Source organism: Paenibacillus sp. FSL R7-269 (genome assembly GCF_000517865.1).
In the GTDB taxonomy this organism is placed as follows: Bacteria; Bacillota; Bacilli; order Paenibacillales; family Paenibacillaceae; genus Paenibacillus_AQ.
Genome location: NZ_ASPS01000006.1, coordinates 40,044 through 62,451, shown reverse-complemented (window position 1 = coordinate 62,451; position 22,408 = coordinate 40,044). Strand labels below are relative to the sequence as shown.

Annotated in this window: 21 protein-coding genes; all 21 read right to left on the bottom strand. The window is 55.2% G+C overall.

Annotated elements, in window-relative coordinates; genetic code table 11:
• Positions 1-21 precede the first annotated feature (21 nt).
• Positions 22-939 carry an ROK family protein gene (locus tag C162_RS02135; protein WP_036690738.1) on the bottom strand — a complete coding sequence of 306 codons (918 nt, stop codon included), beginning with the start codon at positions 937-939 and terminating at the stop codon, positions 22-24.
• A gap of 236 nt (positions 940-1,175) precedes the next feature.
• Complete coding sequence (locus C162_RS02130; RefSeq protein ID WP_036690736.1) at positions 1,176-2,009, bottom strand: MurR/RpiR family transcriptional regulator; 834 nt, start codon at positions 2,007-2,009, stop codon at positions 1,176-1,178.
• A complete protein-coding gene (locus C162_RS02125) occupies positions 1,996-2,733 on the bottom strand; it encodes an N-acetylmannosamine-6-phosphate 2-epimerase (RefSeq protein WP_083677642.1) in 738 nt (245 codons plus the stop codon). Before C162_RS02125 ends, C162_RS02130 begins: the two co-directional genes overlap by 14 nt.
• A 98-nt stretch (positions 2,734-2,831) precedes the next feature.
• Positions 2,832-4,361: a DUF4127 family protein gene (locus C162_RS02120; RefSeq protein ID WP_036690734.1), complete on the bottom strand. Its 1,530-nt coding sequence runs from the start codon at positions 4,359-4,361 to the stop codon at positions 2,832-2,834.
• On the bottom strand, positions 4,354-6,090 hold the full coding sequence (locus C162_RS02115) for a protein O-GlcNAcase (protein ID WP_051493150.1): 1,737 nt from the start codon (positions 6,088-6,090) through the stop codon (positions 4,354-4,356). The genes C162_RS02120 and C162_RS02115 overlap by 8 nt, the downstream gene beginning before the upstream one ends.
• A gap of 18 nt (positions 6,091-6,108) precedes the next feature.
• On the bottom strand, positions 6,109-6,927 hold the full coding sequence (locus tag C162_RS02110; RefSeq protein WP_083677643.1) for a carbohydrate ABC transporter permease: 819 nt from the start codon (positions 6,925-6,927) through the stop codon (positions 6,109-6,111).
• Positions 6,927-7,808 (bottom strand): carbohydrate ABC transporter permease, encoded by an 882-nt coding sequence (locus C162_RS02105; protein ID WP_036690731.1) that lies wholly within the window; start codon positions 7,806-7,808, stop codon positions 6,927-6,929. Before C162_RS02105 ends, C162_RS02110 begins: the two co-directional genes overlap by 1 nt.
• Before the next feature lie 85 nt (positions 7,809-7,893).
• Positions 7,894-9,216, bottom strand: a complete 1,323-nt coding sequence (locus tag C162_RS02100; RefSeq protein WP_036690729.1) for an ABC transporter substrate-binding protein — start codon at positions 9,214-9,216, stop codon at positions 7,894-7,896.
• A gap of 240 nt (positions 9,217-9,456) precedes the next feature.
• Complete coding sequence (locus C162_RS02095) at positions 9,457-9,981, bottom strand: TlpA family protein disulfide reductase (protein WP_036690725.1); 525 nt, start codon at positions 9,979-9,981, stop codon at positions 9,457-9,459.
• A complete protein-coding gene (locus C162_RS02090) occupies positions 9,978-10,697 on the bottom strand; it encodes an ABC transporter ATP-binding protein (protein WP_036690724.1) in 720 nt (239 codons plus the stop codon). The genes C162_RS02095 and C162_RS02090 overlap by 4 nt, the downstream gene beginning before the upstream one ends.
• A complete protein-coding gene (locus C162_RS02085) occupies positions 10,690-11,511 on the bottom strand; it encodes an ABC transporter permease (protein WP_036690722.1) in 822 nt (273 codons plus the stop codon). Before C162_RS02085 ends, C162_RS02090 begins: the two co-directional genes overlap by 8 nt.
• 2 nt (positions 11,512-11,513) lie before the next feature.
• Positions 11,514-12,062 (bottom strand): nitrous oxide reductase accessory protein NosL, encoded by a 549-nt coding sequence (locus C162_RS02080; RefSeq protein WP_036690720.1) that lies wholly within the window; start codon positions 12,060-12,062, stop codon positions 11,514-11,516.
• Positions 12,059-13,426, bottom strand: a complete 1,368-nt coding sequence (locus C162_RS02075) for a right-handed parallel beta-helix repeat-containing protein (protein ID WP_036690719.1) — start codon at positions 13,424-13,426, stop codon at positions 12,059-12,061. Before C162_RS02075 ends, C162_RS02080 begins: the two co-directional genes overlap by 4 nt.
• Before the next feature lie 221 nt (positions 13,427-13,647).
• Complete coding sequence (locus C162_RS02070; RefSeq protein WP_051493149.1) at positions 13,648-15,039, bottom strand: erythromycin esterase family protein; 1,392 nt, start codon at positions 15,037-15,039, stop codon at positions 13,648-13,650.
• A gap of 96 nt (positions 15,040-15,135) precedes the next feature.
• On the bottom strand, positions 15,136-15,966 hold the full coding sequence (locus C162_RS02065) for a phosphoenolpyruvate hydrolase family protein (RefSeq protein WP_036690716.1): 831 nt from the start codon (positions 15,964-15,966) through the stop codon (positions 15,136-15,138).
• Positions 15,967-15,992: 26 nt separating this feature from the next.
• Positions 15,993-17,210 (bottom strand): Tm-1-like ATP-binding domain-containing protein, encoded by a 1,218-nt coding sequence (locus C162_RS02060; protein WP_036690714.1) that lies wholly within the window; start codon positions 17,208-17,210, stop codon positions 15,993-15,995.
• Between the two features lie 74 nt (positions 17,211-17,284).
• On the bottom strand, positions 17,285-18,484 hold the full coding sequence (locus C162_RS02055) for a phosphoenolpyruvate hydrolase family protein (protein WP_036690713.1): 1,200 nt from the start codon (positions 18,482-18,484) through the stop codon (positions 17,285-17,287).
• 11 nt (positions 18,485-18,495) lie between these two features.
• Entirely contained in the window at positions 18,496-19,248 is a 753-nt protein-coding gene (locus C162_RS02050) for an energy-coupling factor transporter transmembrane component T family protein (RefSeq protein WP_036690711.1), read from the bottom strand.
• 3 nt (positions 19,249-19,251) lie between these two features.
• Positions 19,252-20,100, bottom strand: coding sequence for an ATP-binding cassette domain-containing protein (locus C162_RS02045; protein WP_036690709.1), 849 nt, complete (start codon positions 20,098-20,100; stop codon positions 19,252-19,254).
• Positions 20,076-20,885 carry an energy-coupling factor transporter ATPase gene (locus tag C162_RS02040; RefSeq protein WP_051493160.1) on the bottom strand — a complete coding sequence of 270 codons (810 nt, stop codon included), beginning with the start codon at positions 20,883-20,885 and terminating at the stop codon, positions 20,076-20,078. Before C162_RS02040 ends, C162_RS02045 begins: the two co-directional genes overlap by 25 nt.
• A gap of 29 nt (positions 20,886-20,914) precedes the next feature.
• Complete coding sequence (locus tag C162_RS02035; RefSeq protein ID WP_036690706.1) at positions 20,915-22,405, bottom strand: class I adenylate-forming enzyme family protein; 1,491 nt, start codon at positions 22,403-22,405, stop codon at positions 20,915-20,917.
• Between the last annotated feature and the right edge of the window lie 3 nt (positions 22,406-22,408).

Sequence of the window (22,408 nt, the reverse complement as noted above, 5' to 3'; positions counted from 1 at the left end):
ATCTCCTCCCTGCCGCAGCAGTTAGATCTGCCTTACGCCTTCGTCCCGGCGCAGCCCTTCCAGAGCCAGCCGGGCCGCGCCGAAGCAGCCTGCCCGGTTGCCCAGCTCTGCCGGTACAACCCGGGCGGCCAAACTGTCGCCTACCTTCCCGGCCAGCAGCGGCCACCAGACCGCGCGGCTCTGAATGACCCCGCCGCCGATAATAATCAGCTCGGGGTCTACCGCCGCCCCGATGTTAGCTGTCACCAGCGCAAGATCCGCTGTGAAGCGCGTAAGCACCGCCAGCGCTGCCGCATCGCCCTGCTCTGCCGCCGCCATAATCTCCCGCCCGTGCGCATACGCCCGGCCGGTCTCCTCCAGTGCCAGCCGCAGCAGCGCCTGGCCGGACACATATTGCTCCGCGCAGCCGAGCTTGCCGCAATTACAGGCGCGACCTCCCGGCACCAGCACGCTGTGCCCCCAGTCGCCGCCACTCCAGGCGGCTCCGCGCAGCAGCCGGCCTTCCGCCAGATTCGCCCCGCCGACCCCGGTGCCCAGGGTCAGCATAACCAGGCTCGCCCTGCCGCGTCCCGCGCCCAGCCAGGCCTCGCCCAGCAGCGCAGCGTTGGCATCGTTATCGGCCGCCGCAGGCCGTCCGAAGGCAGCTGTTGCCCACTGCACAAGCTGCACCCCTTGCCAGCCGGGCAGATTACTGGTGGCGTAGACTACCTCGCCCGTATCTGCGTTCACCCTGCCCGCCGAGCCAATCCCCAGCGCTTCCACGGCAGGATGCTCCGCCAGCAGCTCCTCCACCAGACTGTGGATCTGGCTTAGAATAACCTCCCGGCCCAGCCGTGCCTCCGTGTCGCGCCCGGCTTCCGCCAGAATCGTCCCGGTTTCATCGGTCACAAGCCCCTTGATGCCTGTCCCCCCGATATCCACTCCTATGACTTGCCTCATTCGCGCCACCTCCACTACTGCGTCTGTACCATACGGTAACGGCTCATCCATCGTTACAGGAAAGGTACTGTTATAGCGCTAAAGTGTCAGCTCTTAAGTGACACCTCATATGTCACACCTCATATGTCTCCATTCGCCTGCTGTCTGACGGCATACAGCATGATCCATGAGGAGCAAATACACTTGTAATCGGTTTTTCGATTACATTTGGCCGTCCGCCCTATTTACCCCGCACTCTAATAAATCCGGTCAATAACCGCCCGGGCGGTCAGCTCCTTCATCCGCTTGGTCTCATCGGCATGGAGCTGCTCCAGCCTCTGGCAGAGCAGGTCGATAATGAACAGCTGGGAGACCTTGGCCCCTACGGAGCCGCCTTCCAGCGGCGATTCCTTCCCGGCCGTCAGCAGCACAATGTCGGCAATCGAAGCGATGGGAGACTTGGCGTAGTTAGTCATGGCAATGACTTTGGCTCCATTCTGCTTGGCCTTCATCAGCATGTCATTCGTATCCAGCGTACTGCCCGATACACTGATGCCAAAAGCGACATCGCCCGGTCCCATCGTCACAGCCATCATCGACTGGATGTGGCTGTCGGAGCTGGCTTCGACCCGCCGCCCGATCCGCAGGAAGCGGTTCTTGGCGTCCAGCGCCGTGATTCCTGAAGAACCTACGCCGAAGAACTGGATATACCGGGCCTGATCCAGAGCCTCCACTGCCCGCTGCAGCTGCTCCCGGTCCAGCATGCCCAGGCTGGATTGCAATACACCAACCATCAGGGCATACAGATGGTCAGCGTAATCCCCCTCGCCAGCCCCCTGCCCGCCGTCCGCCAGAGTCTGCCGCTTCGGCAGCCCCTGGGCCAGCATCAGCTTGAAATCCTGATAGCCCTTGAAGCCGATTTTGCGGCAGAAGCGCATCACTGTGGTCTCACCCGTTCCGGCAAAATCAGCCAGCTCAGTCACAGACAGATAGATCAGATTATCCGGATGCTCAAGCACACACCGGGCTACCTTTTGCTCAGCTTTGGTCATGGATGGGTAATACGTGTTGATCCGGTCATTCATTTCCATTACGGTTCATCCTCACTTTTCTCGCCGCTGCTGCGAACTGCCGGGTGATCAGCTGCGGCCGGGTAATTGCGGAGCCTACCACCACCGCATAGGCCCCCAGGTCCAGCGCCGCTTCCACCTGGGCGGGCTGGCTGATTCGGCCTTCGGCAATAACTGGAATCTTCAGCCGCCGTGCGGCCTGCTCCAACAGCTCCAGATTCGGCCCCTCCTGCTGGCGGGAATACGGTGTATATCCCGATAAGGTGGTCGAGACACAGCTGACCCCAAGCAACTCAGCGTATAACGCTTCCTCCAGTGTGGAGATATCTGCCATAGAAGCAGCCGTGCTTGCCTTCAGCAGGTCTATGATCTGCTCCAGCGTACAATTCTCCGGCCGGGTCTGCCGGGTCCCGTCAAAAGCTATAATATCCGCTCCCGCTTCCAGCAGTTCCTCAATCTCTCTAAGCGTAGGGGTAATATAGACGTCCGAATCCGGGTAATTGCGCTTCACGATGCCGATCACCGGCAGCGCAACCGCCTGCTTGATCGCCCGCACATCTGCTGCTCCGTTCGCCCGGATGGCGATGGCCCCGCCTTCCGCTGCTGCCACGGCCATCCGGGCCATAATCTCCGGCCCGTGCAGCGGCTCATCCGGCAGTGCCTGGCAGGAGACAATCAGCCCCAGATGCAGGCTTTCCAGTATATTTTTGCTCAGGGTCCCCACCCTCTCTCTTATAGTCTGCATAAATTGAACCTGCTACAGCTCCTCCAGCTCCAATATTTCTCTACGTCACTCTTCCCTGTCTGTATTCTTCAAGTTCAATTTATATCATCTTCCAGCCCTCACGAGGGGACATACTCTACTGTCAAGCCCACCTCGAACATCCGGTTCCAAGGCATATAGCAGTCGGTGATCTTAACGCTCCCCGATGGACTGTCAATCCGTACAGCCAGTTCCTTACTCAGCCGTTCCTGCACACGGGCAGCTACGCGCCCGCGCGGTCCATCCAGTTCGTATTTGCCATAGCCCATCTCTTGCACAGGGCCATCACTTAGCTCTCCGCGCACTACTGAACAATAGCATACATCTTCGGCATAGCGGAGCGCCAGGAAATCCAGATGCCCTGGTGTACGGCCGTAGATCAGAAAGAGCATCGCCTGCGAGATTACAGTTCCAAGTGAGTTGGAGCTGGTATTCCAGGCGGCGTAACCGGCCAGATCGAACAGGAGATTCTTCTGCCGCAGCAGCTTAACCAGCTTTTGGTCTCCACCATTGGCATACCCGACATCTGCTACAGCCACCGGTATCTTCCGGTCACGAAGCAGATACTCCCCATACTCCACCAGCTCCATCAGATTCCGGTAGATATCATAGCTGAAGTAAGCATGATGCTGCGACACCGCCTCCGCCATCGTCTCCCCCGGTGTACTGACCAGCAGAACCAGGTCTGCCTCGGCAGCACTGGATGCGATCAGTCCACCTGCTGCCAGGATCTGATACTTCAGCGTCTCATAGAAAAAGCGGTCCTCGAACAGCGGCGTCACGAACGCCCCCTGCACAGCGGACAACCGCGGGTAGATCATCGGCCTCCGCTCTTCGGCCATATTCAGCATCCGGGCAAGCAGCGTGCAGCCTACTTCATCTGCTCCTGGATACATATAGACCTTAAGCTCCAGATCAAGCGCCGTGATCCGTGCCCGCATTTTCTCCTGATCCTTGGCGGTATGTCCGTACGGAGCCGAGTCATCCTGCGGCACAATCATGAAGTCGATTATCCCGTCCCGTACCAGCTCCAGCGCCTGCTTATTCGCTTCGATATTCATTGCTCTGCGGCCAAGATAATCCTGCAGCACCTCTGGCGGGAGCCGGAGATCAATATCGGCCAGCTCACGGATCTCCTCATCTGTGGCAATGCCCAGCTCCAGCCGGTGGCCGATGAAGCCCTTGCGGAAGATCTCCCGGCCCCAGTCGGCATAATAATCCGGCTCCTCATCCGAGAGCGAGTACTGCGGACAGCGCATAATCAGCTGGAATGCATACAGCTTCAGCTGCGGATAATGCCGCCGGATCTCCCGCAGCCGCTCCAGGCGTGCAGTCAGCTCTTCAAGCTCCAGCTGGTGCAGCCGTGAGGGAATAATGCCGCCGTAGAGTAGAGTATCCAGCGCGACCACCGCGCCGTCCGCTCCTTCACAAGCAGCCTCGATCCAGGACCACAGCCGCTCAACATCACCCGGACGTTTCTTCAGGCCCATAATCCCGGCGGGTGGACGCTCTACACTATAATCTGTTCCCTGAGCCAGCAGATAAGGGAATTCATAATTGCAGGGCCGCTCATCCAGCGGAACCAGAATCAGCTTATGATGTTTAGACATGCTGGTCCTCCTCCTTTGTCTCCACCTTCATCTCTGCCTTGATCTCCGCCTCTATCTCCGGCAGCTCGATCCCCAGCGCTTCAGCCGCACGCACAGCCGGATCACTGCCGAGGCGCACACCATAGCTGCGGCAGATCTCCAGACACGTATACACTTCTTCCCAATCCTGCTGCTCCAGCGGGTTCTCCAGCTGTCTGCGCACAGCCCGCCACAGCACAGCATCCGCGATCGCCCGGCGCAGCCAAGGCCCAGCTTCTTCGATAAATTTAGCTTTGTCTAAGCCGCTAAGCCGCACGGCTGCCTCCTCCAACCGGCTGAAATAAGCGTCAAGCCGCTCCAGATCGCGCTCCGCCAGCGCATCGTCCAGCTCCGGGTAGCCGCCGGAATACAGGCGGTTATTCAGATTCTGGCGGCAGAAGAACATCATGTCCTTCGCAAGCGCTCCGGCGAATTCATGCACGGACAGTTCCCAGGACAGCTCCGGCATGTAGCGCTCGCTGTTCCACATATAATGGGCCATCGTGCCAAGCGTGATCTTGGAGCATTCCCACTGATTCATCGGATTGGCAACGACGGCTGTATGCCCGTACCTGCCGAGCCGGGAGCTGCGCCCGCGCACCAGATCGAGGAACAGCCGGTCCTTATCACAGTCATTCACCGGAATATTGTCCCACAACCACAGCTCATGCCCGTAAAATCCATGGTTATCCTCCGCATGCCTCCGTCCGATCTCCGGGGCGAAGACAAAATAGCCGGTCCAGAACACTTTGACAGCAGGATGAAGCTGCTCGCGGATGTCCTTCTTGTACTCCGTATTCCAATACGACCAGTATTCCGATGGACACATAGCCAGGGTGAAGTGCGGCAGACATCCGGCTAAGTAATCATTGACCCGGTTCGTCACATAAGCATGTGCGGTCCCGGAGCGCTCCAGGAACTGCTTGTTGTCACCTTGGAGCACATAATCTATGTCATCCATTAATAGTGCGAAATGGCGCACTCCAACTGCGATCATAGCAGCAAGTTTCTCCTCCAGCTTCGCGAAGTCGCCTTGGCTGCGGAATTCCAGATCATTACCCGGGCTTATACAATAGTAGAAATCCACCAGATGCTTATCGCATTCCTGCTTAAGTTCATGAATCTTGGTGAACATATCGTCCGGGTACGGCTCACGCCACAGCTTCCGGTGATAGGGATCATCCTTCGGCGCGTACATGAAGGCGTTCATCCGGTGCCCGCTCATATATCTGACCGAATCTATCCGGTCCGCGAAGCTCCATGGCACGCCATAGAAGCCTTCAATAATACCCCGCACCGGAAAAGAAGGCTCATCCTCCACCGTAACCACCGGCAGGCGGCAGCAATCCTCCTCCACGATAAGGAGCCTTGTCAGCGCATCCAGCCCGTACTTCAGCCCCCGCCGGTTAGACGCAGCGACAACAAGCTTAGCATCCTCTCCAATCACCAGGCGGTATCCATCCGCGGCAATCCCGCTGTCATACTCCAGCATCAGCTGCGCATTGCCCTTATCGGCGGTAGCTACGCCCGGTCCCGCCGGTTCCAGAATTACGATGTCTCCGCCTTCTTCCATCAGACCGTGGATATCCTGATTCATGGCATACCGCGAGGCCAATTCACAGCGCAGCTGCGGGCCCTCTATCACCAGCTCTTTCCCTTGCGTATAATAGTCGCGGAACAGATACTGGCAGTCCCGTAACGAAATTCCCATTGAGTTGTGCCTCCTTAGTTAGCCTTTTATAGCTCCAGCAATCCCTTCCATATAATACTTCTGCGTGAACAGGAACACGAGGATGATTGGCAGCACCGAGATCATAGTTCCGGCGGCAATCCAGCCGAAGTTATAGGAGAATTGCCCGTTCAGATACGTCAGGGCCGCCGCGAGCGGATACTTCTGCGGGTCGTCCAATACGACAATCGGCCACAGGAAGTTGTTCCAGAAGGCCATGACCTCCAGCAGCCCGATGACGGCAATTCCCGGCTTGACGAGCGGCATCACCAGTTGGATGAAGATCCGCAGCTCGGAGGCCCCGTCCATTTTACCCGAATCCCGGATGTCTGCCGGAATACCCAGGAATGTCTGCCGCATCAGGAAAATATTGAACACAGACACCGCAGCCGGAAGAACAACGCCGAAGAATGTATTGCCCAATTGAAAAGCTTGAATCGTCAGATAATGCACAATCATAGCGGTGGCCGACGGAATAATCATGGTCGAGATCAGCAGCGTGAAGACCAGGCTCCGGCCCTTGAACCGGAAGGCTGCCAGCGGATACGCTGTCAGACAGGACAATATAATGTTGAACACGACTCCCAGCAGCGTGATGATGACCGTATTTAGAATGTAACGCGGGAAATTCATGAAGTTCCACACCTGCACATAGTTGTCGAATGCAATGAAGGTGGGCAGAATCGCCGGCGGGTTCGCAAACACGTTGCGCCCCGGCATCAGCGAGACGCTGAGCAGCCACAGGAACGGACCCATCATGAACAGGGCAAGCAGGATCAGCAGAAGATAAGTAATCAGAACACGTAAGCTACGCGGCATCAATAGGAATTCACCCCGCCTTTCCGGTTCAGCCTGAATACGAGTATACTAAGCGCTCCCACCATCACACTGACGATCAGCCCGAGCGCCGAGGCATAGCCGAAGTTGAATTGCTCCAGCCCTTTTTGAAAAATATAGACGCTTGAGGTCAGCGTGGACGTTCCCGGCCCGCCCTTGGTCAGAATGTAGACCTCATCGAACACCCGGATCGCGCCCATGACCGAGATTAGTGTGCAGAACAGAATATGAGGGCGTAATAGCGGCAGCGTCACATGTACAATCAGCCGCAGCGGCCCTGCCCCATCCACTCTTGCGGCCTCATACAGATCAGCCGGAATGCCCTGAAGCCCCGCCAGATAGAGCATCATGTAATAGCCGAGGCCCTTCCACATCGTAATGAACATCAGGACATACAGCGCCGTGCTGCTTGTGGATAGCCAGGAGACCTGTTCACTGATCATCCCTGCCTTCAGCAGCAGGTAATTGACTACACCGTTATTGCCGAGCAGCCAGCTCCAGATCAGCGCCACCGCAACCATCGAAGTCACGACCGGTATATAGTAGGCGGCCCGGAACATTTTGACTCCAGGAATCCGGCTGTTGACCAGAATCGCCATTAAGATCGAAATGATCTGAATCACCGGCACAATCAGCACATACACCAGTGAATTCCACAGTGAAATCAGGAAATTATGATCCTGGAAGGCCCGGGTGAAGTTATCCAGACCTACATAATTCGTCTCGGCAATGACCGAATAATCTGTCAATGAGAGCGGTACTCCGTATATAATTGGCCAAAAGGTAAATACCGCCAGAAACAGCAGCCCCGGCGCCATAAACGCCCATGCAGTAAAAGATTCAGACCGAAACCCCTTGTACACCCGCTACACCTCCCACTCCTTCAAATACCCTCAATTGATATGAATCGGGGGAGAAACTCCCCCTTATCAGCTATGCTTCAGCAGCTTAGGAACCCTGACTGATAATATTATTGACTTCCTTCTCTACCTTGTTCAGCGTCTCCTTGATGTCTGCTCCGTTCATCAGAATCTCCTGCAGGCCCCGTGCCAGTGCAGAGTTAATATCTGCGGCGCTTGGGACGCCGACCATATAATCGGTAGCCTTGTCGAGACTCTGCGAGGAAGCCACCTTCGCTTCAGCTTCGAGTGAACCGTCAGAGTCGGTGAAGAACGGATCTTGAATCGACGCCTTGCTTGACGGCAGTGTGTTGGCCACCTTGGAGAAGGCTGTCTGGTTCTCGGCGTTCGTAATGAAGGCGGCGAATTCGACAGCCTGCTGCGGGTTCTTCGACTTTTGCGGCACCGCCAGGTTCATGGAGTTGGAGAGACGCAGATTCGCTTTGCCTGTCGGCAGCGGGACAGCGATGGTGTTCTTGTAGACATCCGGCGCGGAGGTCTTAATGAAGTTAATGAACGTCGGGCCGGATAGCTGGAAGGCCACCTGCTCACCGGAGAAATACTGGATTTGCTTGCTGAAGTCCGCATCCTCCTTGAGTACCACGCCTTCCTTCATCAGATCGCGCATCTGGGTGATCATGGCCTCGGCTTCCGGCGTATTGAAGGCTGCAGCCGTCTTGTCCTCGTTCAGAATCGGGATGCCGTCAATCGGGAAGAGCTTGGAGACCAGCTGCTGCGCATATCCCGCAGCCCCGGTCTTCTCATGAACCTGGCGGGCCCACTCCACCAGCTCCTCACGGGTCTGCGGCGGACTGGCAGGGTCGAGGCCGGCCTTCTCTACCAGCTTTTTGTTCATGAACAGCACCTCTGTGCCTGTGTACCAGGGAAGTGCGTAAGCCTGGCCGCCCAATACCGTAGAATTATAAATCCCCTCGAAATAACTCTTCGCCTGCTCATCCGTCAGGTACTCGTTCAGATTCAGCAGCGCTCCCTTACTGCCTAACTGGCTGGCGAACTCGGTGTTCAGATTCACGACATCGGGACTCTTGCCGCTCGCTGTACTAGTCAACAGCCGCTGCGAGATTGCATCATAGGGATAGTCCTTCCACTCCACCGTCACCCCGGGGTGACTGCTCTCATACTGGGTGATCAGATTATTGAAGTAATCATTGAACGTAGGCTGAAGTGCAATCGTCCAGAATTCAAGCTTCACCGGCTCTGCCGCAGCCGTAGCTTCAGCGTCCGTGCCGGGTGCTCTGGTGCTTCCGGCATCCGGTGTCCCCTTGGTATTGCCATTTCCTCCGCAAGCCGCAAGCAGCATAGACATGGTCAGCAGCAGCGATACTGTGAAGCCCTTTCTGTTAGTTCCCACACCACATTCCCCCTCAGATTAAGTGTAAGGCGAGCACCCTTTCCGCGTCAGGATTCCTGACTTATTGCTCCCTCTTGGCATAGAGTATAGCAGAATTTGGATTATAATAAAGTATTTTTCCTAAAATAAAATATAAAAAGAAATAATTTTTCTTTTTTTGTATTCAAAAAAGCCTCCGCCTGCACCGGAAGCATCTTCCCGGCAAGCGGAGGCTGTAGTTAGAATAGAATATCCCCGTCATTAGTCAGCTCCGGCCTCAGCCAGCCATTGCTTGAGCGTATCGAGATCGCCGATCTCTCCGACCACGACTCTGCTTATCTTACCCGTCTTATTGATGATATAAGTTGACGGCAGTGCATTGACGCGATATGAAGCAGATATCCTACCGGTAACATCGATAATTACGGGAAAAGAGAATTGATGCTCCGCCATATACTCCGATACCGTCCCCTTGGATTCCCCTGCGTTCACGAACAAGGTCTCGACTGGAAGCTCAGCGGATTCGCTAAGTACATTCAACAACGGCATTTCCCGCATACAGGGCTTGCACCAGGTAGCCCAGAAGTTAAGCAGCACGACCCGGCCCTTGTATTCACTAAGACTCACATTCTCCCCCTGCAAGGTTACCGTTTCGAACGCCGGAGCTGAAGCACCTGCGGTCATTCTCCCGGCCGGAGGCTGGCTGGACTGCTGAAGGTACACCCAGATTCCGGCAGCAAAGGCAGCGGCAATAATCACCAGAGTAACGATCCGGCACAGCTTCATCCCAGCCCCAGACTGTGGTGAAAGGCGGCGTACAGCGAACCGAACTCTGCCCGGATCTCTGCTGTCGTACCTGCCCCCACATGTTTGCCTTGATTCAAGAAGACAATCTGATCGGCCACCCGATCCGCAATCTCCAGTTGATGGGTGGAAAAGAGGACGGTATGCCCCTCTTCCCGGATGTCCTGTAGCAGCTTCACGAATTCGTTCATCCAGAACGGGTCCAGCCCGTTGGTCGGCTCATCCATAATCAGGAGCGGCGGCTTCGCCAGCAGCGCTTGCGCGAACAGCACACGCTGGCGCATCCCCTTAGAGAAGGTGGTCACCAGGCTGTTGCGCTTATCCGCAAGCCCGACTAGAGCCAGCACCTCCTCTACCCGCTCTTTGCGTCTGGGAATCCGGCGCAGCGCCGCCCAGAAATTCAGCAACTCCTCCGCAGACAGCCCGTGGCTGAACTGATAATCATCCGGCATATAGCCGATTTGCATGGAAAAGCGCTTGCGCGATTGCTTCCACTTCAGCCCGTTTACCGTAATTTCGCCGGAAGTCGGCTGCACTATCCCGGCTACCATCCGCAGCACCGTGCTTTTGCCGGCTCCATTCCCGCCGCACAGGGCAAGTATACTGCTGCCGGGAACCTGGAAGCTGATCTCTTCAACCAGTGTTTGCCGCCCTATGACCTTGGAGATTTGCTTCACCTGCACCAACGGGTTATCCACGGGAACGCCCCCTCTCCCAAATCCAATATACCGCTAAGATGGACAGCAGCACCCAGGCCGCGCAGACCCCGAGGAACAGCAGACTGCCGCCCGGGCGGCTAATCCATTCCACCCACTGATAATATTCCGGTCCCAGGACCGACCCTCCGCCCAGCTTCACCACCACGAACAGGCGCACCAGCTCAGCCGGATTCAGAATCGTCAGCACAATCAGAGCAGGCTTGATCCAGAGATACGGGAGCAGGCCGAGGCCTGCGATCAGGAACGTCGGCCAGCCGATTACGGCGAAGAACCAGACCGCTACCGAGATCGTCAAGGCCTGCCAGCGGTTGCGGGATAACGAGCCGATGAAGAGGGCAAGCGTCAGGAACAGCAAGACCAGACCTGCCGAGAAGGCCAGGAACAGGAAGTAAGTCTCCGCCGCAAAAGCCATCCCGAGCAGGCCGCTGACCAGCCCCATCAGCCCGTAGCCAAACGCAACAATCGTCAGCAGGACTGCGGCCAATCCGGTATATTTTCCCAGAACAAAGGATAAGGTTCCAATGGGATAGGTGGATAAGAGCTGCCAGCTTCCGTCTTCCCGTTCTGAGGTCAGTGAGAAGGAGCCCAGAAATAACGTCATCAGCGGCAAAAGATACAGAATCAGGCTCAGCATGGAGCCCGTAACCGCAGTATAGCCTTCGACTACGTTATTCGCATGGATCAGCAGCAGCCCGAGACTGAAGGTGCAGAATAAGACCAGGAAAGAATAGGCCCACGGGTTGCGGAAGCCCATCTTAAGCTCTCTGCGGGCAATATGCAGGATGTCAGCCATACTCACATATCCGTCTCTTCGGAATGCGTGCCTTCCTCTGAGCTATGCTCCTCCATACGACCTTCCCCGCTCTGCATGCCCATGTTCATCATATCCTTGTTCTGCTTCCATTCATGGGAGGCCAGCTCTCCGGCGGTCAGCACAGTGCCTACCCCCTGCTCCTTCACGAACGCTTCTGCTGCCGCCTTGTCCTTGAAGCTGATCACTCCATAAGCCATCGGCGTACGTAGAGAAACGTCATATACATAGCTCGCCTTGCTGAATTCAACCCAGCTCTTGTCATTATAGTCGCGGACATAATCCATTCCGATCTGCTCCGTGCCGTTGCTCTTCTTCCACTCATTCATGCAGCCGATATCATCGAACTTGTAATTCTTGCCGTCCTTGGTCGTTAGCTGAGTGGCGAAGGCATCATCTTTCACCTGCATATTGCAGACCACACAGATGTCGACGTCTTCATTGATCGCTACCGGCTCATACTTCTTCTGCCCGCAGGCCGCGAGGATCAACAGACTCATTGATATCATCAAGACCAGACTCCATCGTTTCATAATCGCAGTACCCCCAAGTATATTATTGTAATGACGGACAGGAACAGCAGCAGCCAGCCCGCAACCATGACCGTGCCTTGTCCGCCTGCCGCCTGATTCGTGCTAACCGTACCTGCTGCAAGCTGCATGAGCGGCGCTGCATCCGTGGACCACCCTGCCGAATCACCGGTGTACATATCGCTCAGGAAGGTCATTCCCGGTGAATGGAAAAACAGCTGATACGCTGCATTCCCCGCAACCAATTGCTGATAGAAGGGGTTAATCGCATACTTCAGGTCGCTGACCCCATCCCCCGTGAGATCCAGTCCGCCAAAGGCATCCCAGTAATTCCCGTTCATGTGATTATCCCTGCTGCCTGTGGCCTGGGCCTCAATGACGTTCGCTACAAACCCGTTACGCTCGAAGCGATTGCCCTCGGCATTCTCGAACTGCACGCCGATATAGTTGCGGAGCACCAGGTTCTGCTGCAGCTTGTTATCCGAGGATTGCTGCATATAAATCCCTACCCGGTTGCCTTCCACCCGGTTGTTCATAATCGCTGAATTCCGCACATCGTAGAGCAGAATCCCCTGTGAATGCACATTCCGGCTCTGCTTGCGGAAGGAGTTCCCGGACACCACCACATCCGTAACACCCATCACCATCGCGCCGGTTATGTTATATTCCCCGGTGTTGTTAGTGATCTTCGAGCCATTGATATACATGCAGTGGACCCCGTACCGCAGATAAGCAAGCTTGTTCTGATCCACCACCGTATTGCGGCTGTTCTCCAGATAGATGCCATCCCGCAGATAAGCGATGTCGTTGCCCAGGATCACAGCGCCGTGAGAGTTATAGAGATCGATCCCGTTGCCTCTCGTCCCCGGTGCTTCTCCTTTGGGGATGAACCAGCTTATTGTGTTATCCGAGATCACCCCGCCATCGGCTTCACGCAGCAGTATTCCGTACCCTGCCGAATGAATTACCAGTCCCTTCAAGGTGACCCTGTCCGCTTCAACGCGTACAGCCGCTGCTTCCCCGTCATTATTCTGCTGAATCTTCAGGTTCTCAAGCCTTACACCGTCTGCAAGGATCTGCACCGCTGCCTGCTCGTCCTTAGCCGTATGCAGTAGAATCGCCTTGCCGTTACCGTTAATCGTTACTCGCTTATCCAGCCGGACCGGACCGGAATAGGTTCCCGGAGCCAGGGTGATGAGATCTCCCTCACGGGCTGAATCAATGATGGGCTGGAGCGGAAGAGCTCCGCTGTTGGTGTCTGCGCTTACAATGCGGCTATGATTGAAGGAGAAGAAGAACAGACCAGCAATCATCAAGACAAGAACCCTGAAGCCGATGGAGCAGTCGTACCTTTTCTGTACAAGCATTGTTCACCCCCATTGTAGGATGGTTTCTTGTGCAAACCCGCATTAAGTGTAAATAAAAGGAATTAAAGTGCCTATAGCCCGAACTGGCTATACCGGCTGGAGTCTGTGACTATTCTGTGATTTATATCATATCCTCTCTGCTATGAACATTCGAAAAAGACACTCTTTAATTAAAGAGTGCCCATTTCCAGCTAATATAGAAGCTTTTACATGCTGCAAGACTAATCTTTTATGGGGGTGGACGGATGAAGCTGCTGAATGAGCAATATTCCGTCATATTGTTCGCGCGGAATCATTTTCTCGTCCAGGACTCCCCATGCCTTCGCTGTACGCGGGGTGTACATCCATTCCGTGGACGCGCTTAACGTGGTGTCTCTTAAGTTGATAAACTGCGCAGCGCCTTCGCCTACACCTATAATCTCTTCAAGACTTCCCTTGTCATGCGGCGTAACCTGCTCCACCTTACCGTTGTTCTTATGCGCACTGCCTTCATAAGCATACAATCCGATCACATAGCCTTCCTTCTTCAAGGGCCAAGGCAGCATTTCCCCCATTGTAGGATAGGGTGTCTGATCATAACCGAAGCCATTGTGCTCGGTAATCATCGTAGAATTGTTTTTACGGATATGGTAGTTGTGTCCCCACAGAATGAGCTTCTCGCCCGGATACACTGTGTTAGCAAGCCATGCTACATTCCCAGCCATTACGCGGTCCCGCTCATAGCTCCCCTGCTTCACCTGATTCTCCTGATCTACCCCCGCCAGCAGTTTAACAATATGAGGATGGTAATACTCCAGCATATCTATCCGGTTCTGAAGCACACGCTCAAGGATCTGAACCAGCTTGGGCTGATTAGGATGTACTGTGCTTAATGCTGCTGCATGATCCTTCACGAAGGCCTGGAAAATCATATATTTGCGCTTGATTGCCTCCTTCTGGGCGGCATATTCTCCGATATCATCAATCATATTAAGCTTCAAATACCATTCTTCCGTCTGGGCAAAGGCTTGGGCTTTGGCAACATCCACCCCGGCGAACCATTGTGTAACCAATGTAATAAAAGAATCTGTAACGGCTTGGGAGTCAAATCCGGTCAGTATGAGCGGATGATCTGTACGGCTCTGCTCCGCTATGTACTCGAACAGCGGCAGATTCTCTTCCACCTGCCATACGCCGTATACGGAATTCTCCATCAGCTGTTGCGGCTGTAGCTCATTAACCTGTGTATACGCTGCGGTTGCATCCGCCAGATTGGACTCGAAGGCGATGACGTTATAGTCCAGCTTTTCATGCAGATACTTAATTAGTCTTACCTTCACCGAATTATATTCGGCTGCCCCATGCGAGGCCTCGCCCAAGCTCACTATCCGTTGATCCGCCAGAATCTGCTGAAGAAACGCCAGATCGGAATAGGTGTCGCCCTGCTCCGGCTTAATGGTTGTAATGGTGTTCGCAGTGGCCCGGATGCTATCCTTCCAGGCGGCCTCTGCGGACAACATGCTCGTAACGTCAGTTGCCGGCACTCCTTCTGCATGTACAGCTTCCCTAACGGTCATTAGAGTGACACTGCAGAATACGGCTGACAATACGGCTTTGCGAAGCAATGGATTCATAATGATAAACCTCCCCTTGTATATGACATCAGCTTAACAAGGGAAGGTTAAAACGAGCGTGGTGTCCTGTTTAAAATTAGGTTAAAGCCAGCTTTCTTATTGCCCAATCGCTTTGAACGACTCGGTCTGGCGGGTAATTCCCTGCTCCGCGGCGAAGCGCTCAATGCTTGATGCGCCGAAGAATCCGTGGATGCCCTTCGTGCGCTGAATGACATAAGCCGCATCCTCCGGCTCGGCAATCGGGCCGCCGTGGCAGATAATCATAATCTCCGGGTTGACCGCCCGTCCGGCTTCGATAATCGCTTCAATACGCTCTACACAATCGTCCAGCGTCAGCGCGGTAACTGCGCCGATGGTGCCCTTGGTGGTGAGGCCCATGTGGGCAACCAGAATATCTGCGCCTGCTTCTGCCATGGCCCGCGCTTGTTCAGGATCAAATACATACGGGGTAGTCAGCATATCCAGCTCATGGGCGATACGGATCATTTCGACCTCCAGGCCGTAGCCCATCCCGGTCTCCTCCAGATTCTGCCGGAATACGCCATCGATCAGACCCACGGTAGGGAAATTCTGCACACCGCTGAAGCCCTGCTCCTTCAACTGCTTCAGGAAGACCTCCATCACCCGGAATGGGTCGGTGCCGCATACTCCTGCCAGAACGGGAGTATCCTTGACGACAGGTAACACCTCCGAGCCCATCTCCACCACAATCTGATTGGCGTCGCCATACGACAGTAAGCCTGCCAGTGAACCGCGTCCTGCCATTCTGTAACGGCCGGAATTATACACAATCAGCATATCCGCTCCGCCTGCCTCACTGCTCTTGGCAGTAATCCCCGTACCTGCCCCGACACCAAGAAGAATCTTCCCCTCCTTCACCTCTTGCTTGAATCTATCCATAATCTCAGCTCTGGTCTGTTTATTCATTAGTAGCTCCTCCTTAATGTGTTGGTTCAGGCCTTCGCGGCCTGCATGAGATCAATCAGCTTCCGGGCTGCGGCCTCAGCAAAGGCAGGATCATTAATCGCCAGGTCCATTTCGATCAGTTCAACCCTTGAGCGGTCCACCTGCTGGCGCAGCGTATGGAACAGCATCCGGTCCTCTTCAGGGCCATAGAAGGGCTGCCCCTCCACATCAATGGCTGAAATGCCGCCAAGCGGCAGCATAAGCACCGTGTTATCCGTCGCCATATTAAGCTTCTCGGCCAGCTTCCTGCCGATCCGTTCATTCTCCTCCACAGTCGTCCGCATCAGCGTAACGGTCGGGTTATGATGATAGAAATTGCGATCCTTGAACTTCTCCGGTACGGTATCCGCTGGGCCGAAGTTGCACATATCCAGGGCGCCCACCGAGACGACCTGCGGTATACGGTTGCGGCCTGCCGCCTCCAGGCGGTGCGGCCCTGCATTCAAGACGCCGCCGATCAGCTCATCCGACCATTCGGTGGTGGTTAAGTCCAGTACCCCTTCAATGAAGCCCGCTTCGATCAGCGCCTCCATCGATTGTCCGCCGATTCCGGTTGCATGGAATACCAGCACCTCGTAGCCGCGATCCTCCAGGTATTTGCGCGCTTCGGTCACACACGGCGTAGTCACTCCGAACATGGTGGCTGCTACGAGCGGCTTTTTCTCCGGTTCATGAGCCGCTTCGAACGTGAGCATGCCCGCGATTGCAAACATCGCGTTGCTGAATATTCTCGTCGAGATCGAATTAAGGCCTGATACATCCACGACAGACGGTATCATCATAATATCGCTGGTCCCGACATACGGGGCGGTATTTCCGGAGGCTACCGTCGACACCAGTACCTTCGGTACACCGATCGGCAAGGCTCTCATCGCAGGGGCAACCAGTGAAGTTCCGCCGGTGCCCCCGAAGGAAATGATGCCGTCGAATTTGCCCTCCTGATATAACCGGGGAACGAGCTTCTCCAGTCCTTTGGACAACACTTCTGTAGCTAATGCCCGGTCCTTCTTCGCAGCAAGCTCGTCCAGCTCCATCCCTGCGGCGGAAGCGACCTCCCGGTTAGACACCTCAGGAAGGAAGGCTGGCTCGAATACACCAGTATGGATCATCAGGGCTCTGAGGCCAAGCTCCTCTGCAAGCTTCTTGATGTACAGGTACTCTTCACCCTTCGTATCAAACGTTCCAGCTATAGCGATCGTCTTCATTCTGCTGCCTCCTCGTATACGAATCATAGATTCATCATACCGGGCATGTTTATGAATGAAAACGCTTTTATGTTCTATGTTTTTGTGTTTAGGTTAGATTTGTACTGCTTGGGCGAGCAGCCCGTCAGCTTCTTGAACATTCTGCTGAACTGGGCATAGTCGGGGTAGCCGACCATTGCGGACACCTCGGATAATTGCAGGTGCGGGGCCTGGAGCAGTATAGCAGCCTTTTGCATACGGAAGCCGACCAGATAGCTCTGGAAGCTGCAGCCCATTTCCTTTTTAAATAAGCTGCTCAAATAACTGCGCGACACATGTGCCACCTTGGCCAGATCCGCGAACACCACTTCCTCGCTGTAATTCTGGGCGACATATTCTTTGACGAATTCTACGTAATCATAATGCCGGGTGATGCCGCTGAGCATTTTAACCATGAGATCATCCTCATCCAGCTTCCCCAGGCGCTTGAAATCGCGGGTAATGGCCGTAATCGACTGCTCGGAGGGAATCCGTTCAAAGGCAGAGCCGCCAATGTAGCCCATAATCTGCGTGTTGCTGCTGTACATGTACTGGACATCTACCGGAGTCTTGACCGGACCGCCGTAGATCATCTTAATGACTTCAGGCTTAACCTCCCCGCAGGCAGTGAGAATGCGCAGGGCTTTCGCCTTGGCAGCTTCCAGGGAGACCACTTTTCGCGCCCCCAGCAATCCGCCTACGGTCAGGCCAAGATGCACACAGATTACATCTGCCCCCGCTTCGGCCATCTGGACGCCTTGGGCTTCGTCGAAGACGAAAGCCACCGTGAACAGCTCCTGCTGATGAGCCAGACGTATAGCCTCAACCTCCCTCTCATAGCTGATGCCGTCCTCCTCCAGTGCCTCTCTGAACACCCCGTCGATCAGACCGACCGTTGGATAATTATTCACTCCCGCGAAGCCTCTGGCCTTGATCTCATCTATGTATAGAGACATTTCTCTCGTTGGATCATTTGCATTCAGCCCGAACAGCACCGGAGTGTCCCTCACCAGCGGCACAATCTCCTTCGAGGCAAAATCCATCACCATCTCATTGCTGTTGCAGAAGGGCAGGAACCCCGCCAGCGAGCTTCTCCCCATCTGCCGGAACTTGCCGGAGTTCAGCATTAGAATGAAGTCTGCTCCGCTGTCAGCGGCAACCTTGGCTGTAATTCCCGTACCTGTCGAGACGCCGATAATATGGTTGCCTTCGCGCAGCTCTGACTGAAGCCGCTCCAGTATGGCTGTTCTGTTCAAGCTCTATCTCCTCATCTCTCTAGCAGAATTCCCAGCAGAATATATGTAATCATGATCCCGCCGGCTGCATAATCCAACGGTGTATATTTTAGCACCCGATAGGAAGTCCGACCCTTCCCGTTGCCGTAAGCCCTTGCCTCAATCGTCATAGCCAGCTGCTCCGCCCGGGCAAGGGTGGTTGCGTGCAGCGGAATCACTAGTTGGATGTAAGCCTGTATCCGGTTAAGGCCTTTGGTATCCTTGATATCATACCCTCTGGCCTGTTGCGCCACAAGAATACGGTCCAGCTCCTGGGTAATGGTGGGGATAAAACGAATAGCCAGCATGACCGTCAAAGCCAGCGCCTCTACCGGAACGCCCAGCCGAGTTAACGGCTTGCACAGCTGTTCCAGACCTTTGGCCAGATCGAGCGGCTTCGTCGTTAATGTCAGGATAAGAGCAAGCGAGACCAGCAGCAGAATCCGCCAGAGTGCGAACAGCTCTTTCCCGATCCCTTCCTGGTTGAACAGGAGATGATAGACCATTGGCAGCAGCAGGATGAGCAGAATCGGCCGCAAAGCCCGTAAGAGTAATCGAAGCGAAATTCTGGACAAGAGGAGCTGTCCTCCCGCCAGAACTGAAGCCGCAATGTATCCGGTAATCGCCTGGAGATGCATACTGCCAATTGTGAAGGCTACAAGAATGAGCAGCTTCGTTCGCGGATCAAGCCGGTGAATGACAGAGTCTGAAGGGAGATACTGCCCGAGTACAATTTTATCCGTCATCGCTCAGAGACCTTTTGCCTGCCACATAGCACTCACCATTCGAAAAATCTCTGCTTCCCTACAGCTTGCAGGCTGGGGCTTCGCTCCAGAACATTCTTCGATGATTCTCAAGAGCTGAATCGGCTCCGGCACAGGCAGACCGGCTTGTTCCATACGCTCCGCATGCTCCAGGAACAGTTCGTTTACCTCCCAATGTCCTAACAAGCGGCCCTGCCCCATAATCATCACCTCATCCGAGTATTCGGCAACATCCTCCAGCTGATGCGACAGGAACAGGACGGTCCGCTTGTGCTCTTCCTGCCAGCTTTTTAGCCGCCTGAGCAAGTCGTTCTTGTTCGCGGGATCAAGCCCTGCGGCCGGTTCATCCAGAATAAGCAGCTCCGGCCTGGCGATCAGCACAGAAGCAATAGCCACCAGCCGCTTAATCCCTCCGCTGAGCTGTAAAGGATGCTGCGGAAGCAGTGCTGCGGGTAAGCCCATCTGTTCCATAATCTGACGGATCGCTTGCTCCACGTTCGCCCCGGATTCCCCCTTCATTCTGAGCGCAAAAGCCAGCTCCTGATTCACCGTTGCCGCAAAGAGCTGCTGCTCCGGATACTGAAAGACATAACCGATATGCGGCACAGCCTTCGGCCTGCCTTGCTGATCCTTTGGCAACGGCTGCCCGCGATAGGTATATTCGCCTTTACTGATCGGCAGCAGACCCTTGAATACCTTGGCGAGGGTGGATTTACCGGCCCCGGACTGGCCGGTCACCGAAATCCATTTCCCCTCCTGGAGCGTGCAGCTTACGGATTCAAGAATATCCTTCCCGTTCATCTTCACATTTACATCCTGCAATGCGTAGACCATATGCTTCTGATCGTCTCCTTCCATTCTGCGTGTTGCGGGGCGTCCAGCCCGAGGGCCTGAAATAATCTGACGGTAAAAGGAGGCGCAAGCTGCTGCTCCGTCATGCTTACACTGCTGAACAATCCAGAGGGCGTCCCGTCAAAAGCCAGCTCTCCCTGGCTAAGCAGCAGCACGCGGTCAGAAGGCAGAATCTCATCCATATGATGGGTAATATGGATGATCGTCAGCCCTTGCCGGTGAAGCGTGTGCATCACCTGAAGAAGGTCCTGCCTGCCCTGCGGATCAAGCATCGAGGTGGCTTCATCCAGGATGAGGATGGAGGGCTCCATAGCCAACACGGCTGCTACTGCAACCCGCTGCTTCTGACCGCCCGACAGCTGATATGGAGCAGCGTCCATATAGTCCTCCATATGAACGGCTTGCAGTGCACGGGTTACCCTGCCGAACATTTCGATTCTTGGGACGCGCAGATTCTCCAGCCCGAAGACCACCTCATCCAACACGGAAGCCGTAATGAACTGATCGTCAGGATTCTGGAAGACCAGTCCGGCCCGCTCGCGGATGCTCACAAGATCCTGGCGGTTCAAGTTACTCAGCGCTCCCATCCGCACCTCTCCTGCGTTTGGCAGCAGCAATCCGTTCATCAGTTTGGCGATCGTGGATTTACCGCTGCCGTTCGCGCCGATTATAGTAACGAACTCGCCTTGGCGTATATCAAAGCTGAGCTGACGCAGAACCGGCTGCCCTCTCCGGTACGCAAAGTCTACCTGGTCAAAAACGAGCATGGGTGATACTCCTTTCTGCACGGCCTTCTTCATGTCAACTCCTCTGCCGCGCGGTTCTTCATGAGCTGGCGGGCGATTTTGCCGGAACCGGTGTAGCTGAATTCCTCTACGCTAATCAGCTGCTTCGGCAGCTTATAGCTAGCCAGATAGGGGCGGCAATAAGTTCTGATCTCATCGAGTGTAAGCCGTTCCTGCCCCTGCCACTGTATCATTAACGTTACCTGCTCCCCCCAGCGTTCATCCGCTATGCCGAACACCATCGCCTCCCTGATATTCGGATGGCGAAGCAGCACCGCTTCCACTTCTTCCGGGAACACCTTGAGTCCCCCGCTCTTGATCATGCTGCCCGCGCGTCCGGCCAGGCGTAGATGCATCTGCCGGTCCTGATACACGTAATCCCCTGTGCGCAGCCAGCCGTCCCGGAATACCCGCGCCGTCTCTTCCGGCAGGAGATGATACCCGGAGAAGATCATATCGCTGCGGATGTACAGCTCCCCCACCGTGCCTAGAGGAACCTCGCGGAATTGTTCATCACAGATCATTAGCTCTACACCGCTGAACGGCTGGCCCAGAGAGTCCTGCGGCTCCGCTCCGGTAAGCTCCAGATAGCTGATGTAGCTGGCTTCAGATGAGCCGTAATACTCATAGAGCCTAACTCTTTTGAACTTCTCGCGGCACTTAGCTATTGAAGACACAGGCCATTTGCCGCCGGAGCTAATCAAGGCCAGGATGGATATTATAGCGTTACTTGATTCTGCTTGGCGCAATAACGCCTCAGTCATGGCAGGCACAACGAACAGAATCATATCCGGTACGCGGGAGCACAGGGTGAGTACGCGCTCTGCATCGAATTCCGGAAGGAGATGGAATGTGGCTCTGCTGTACAGGGATTGCAGCAGGGCGAACAGCGACAGCGAATGAACGAACGGCCCGGGCGCAAGCACATGTTGCATCCGGTTCAGGCTGAACGCCTTATCTGTAGCCTCCAAGCTGCTTAACCACGACAGATGGGTTCGCATATACCCCTTCGGGATACCTGTGGTGCCTGAGGTATACCCAATGAACAGCAGTTCAGGGTTATCTGCTGCTTCAGCCACCGGATCGAAGCCAGCCACCCAAGCCTCATAGCTGCCGGAGACCTGTTCCCTGCTGAAATATAGCTGGGGAATTCTACTGTAACGACCAGTCAGATCAGCTGCGAAGCCTGCCTCACTGACAAGCAGCCCGGGAGCGCATTGCCGGATGACCTGCTCCAGCGCTGCTGGAGACCATTTCGGGTCCAGCAGCACGGGAATGCTGCCTGCGTAGATAGCACCAAGAACAAATTCGGCGAATTCCATGCGGTTACCAGACAGAAGCGCAATGGTCTGATTCGAGTGTCCGCCCTGCCGCAGACCGCTGGCAATCTGCTGAACCCGCTTTGTAAGCTGCTCATAGGTACGTTCATCGTGTCCATCTGAAATTGCAATGCGGTGAGGGACGAGTGCGGCACGTTCCAGAATGTGTTCTGCCAGATTCATCGG

Coding starts and splice junctions, on each gene's coding strand:
- C162_RS02135 (WP_036690738.1), bottom strand. CDS start 939: ATGAGGCAAGTCATAGGAGTGGATATCGGGGGGACAGGCATCAAGGGG.
- C162_RS02130 (WP_036690736.1), bottom strand. CDS start 2,009: ATGGAAATGAATGACCGGATCAACACGTATTACCCATCCATGACCAAA.
- C162_RS02125 (WP_083677642.1), bottom strand. CDS start 2,733: ATGCAGACTATAAGAGAGAGGGTGGGGACCCTGAGCAAAAATATACTG.
- C162_RS02120 (WP_036690734.1), bottom strand. CDS start 4,361: ATGTCTAAACATCATAAGCTGATTCTGGTTCCGCTGGATGAGCGGCCC.
- C162_RS02115 (WP_051493150.1), bottom strand. CDS start 6,090: ATGGGAATTTCGTTACGGGACTGCCAGTATCTGTTCCGCGACTATTAT.
- C162_RS02110 (WP_083677643.1), bottom strand. CDS start 6,927: ATGCCGCGTAGCTTACGTGTTCTGATTACTTATCTTCTGCTGATCCTG.
- C162_RS02095 (WP_036690725.1), bottom strand. CDS start 9,981: ATGAAGCTGTGCCGGATCGTTACTCTGGTGATTATTGCCGCTGCCTTT.
- C162_RS02085 (WP_036690722.1), bottom strand. CDS start 11,511: ATGGCTGACATCCTGCATATTGCCCGCAGAGAGCTTAAGATGGGCTTC.
- C162_RS02080 (WP_036690720.1), bottom strand. CDS start 12,062: ATGAAACGATGGAGTCTGGTCTTGATGATATCAATGAGTCTGTTGATC.
- C162_RS02075 (WP_036690719.1), bottom strand. CDS start 13,426: ATGCTTGTACAGAAAAGGTACGACTGCTCCATCGGCTTCAGGGTTCTT.
- C162_RS02070 (WP_051493149.1), bottom strand. CDS start 15,039: ATGAATCCATTGCTTCGCAAAGCCGTATTGTCAGCCGTATTCTGCAGT.
- C162_RS02065 (WP_036690716.1), bottom strand. CDS start 15,966: ATGAATAAACAGACCAGAGCTGAGATTATGGATAGATTCAAGCAAGAG.
- C162_RS02060 (WP_036690714.1), bottom strand. CDS start 17,210: ATGAAGACGATCGCTATAGCTGGAACGTTTGATACGAAGGGTGAAGAG.
- C162_RS02050 (WP_036690711.1), bottom strand. CDS start 19,248: ATGACGGATAAAATTGTACTCGGGCAGTATCTCCCTTCAGACTCTGTC.
- C162_RS02045 (WP_036690709.1), bottom strand. CDS start 20,100: ATGGTCTACGCATTGCAGGATGTAAATGTGAAGATGAACGGGAAGGAT.
- C162_RS02040 (WP_051493160.1), bottom strand. CDS start 20,885: ATGCTCGTTTTTGACCAGGTAGACTTTGCGTACCGGAGAGGGCAGCCG.
- C162_RS02035 (WP_036690706.1), bottom strand. CDS start 22,405: ATGAATCTGGCAGAACACATTCTGGAACGTGCCGCACTCGTCCCTCAC.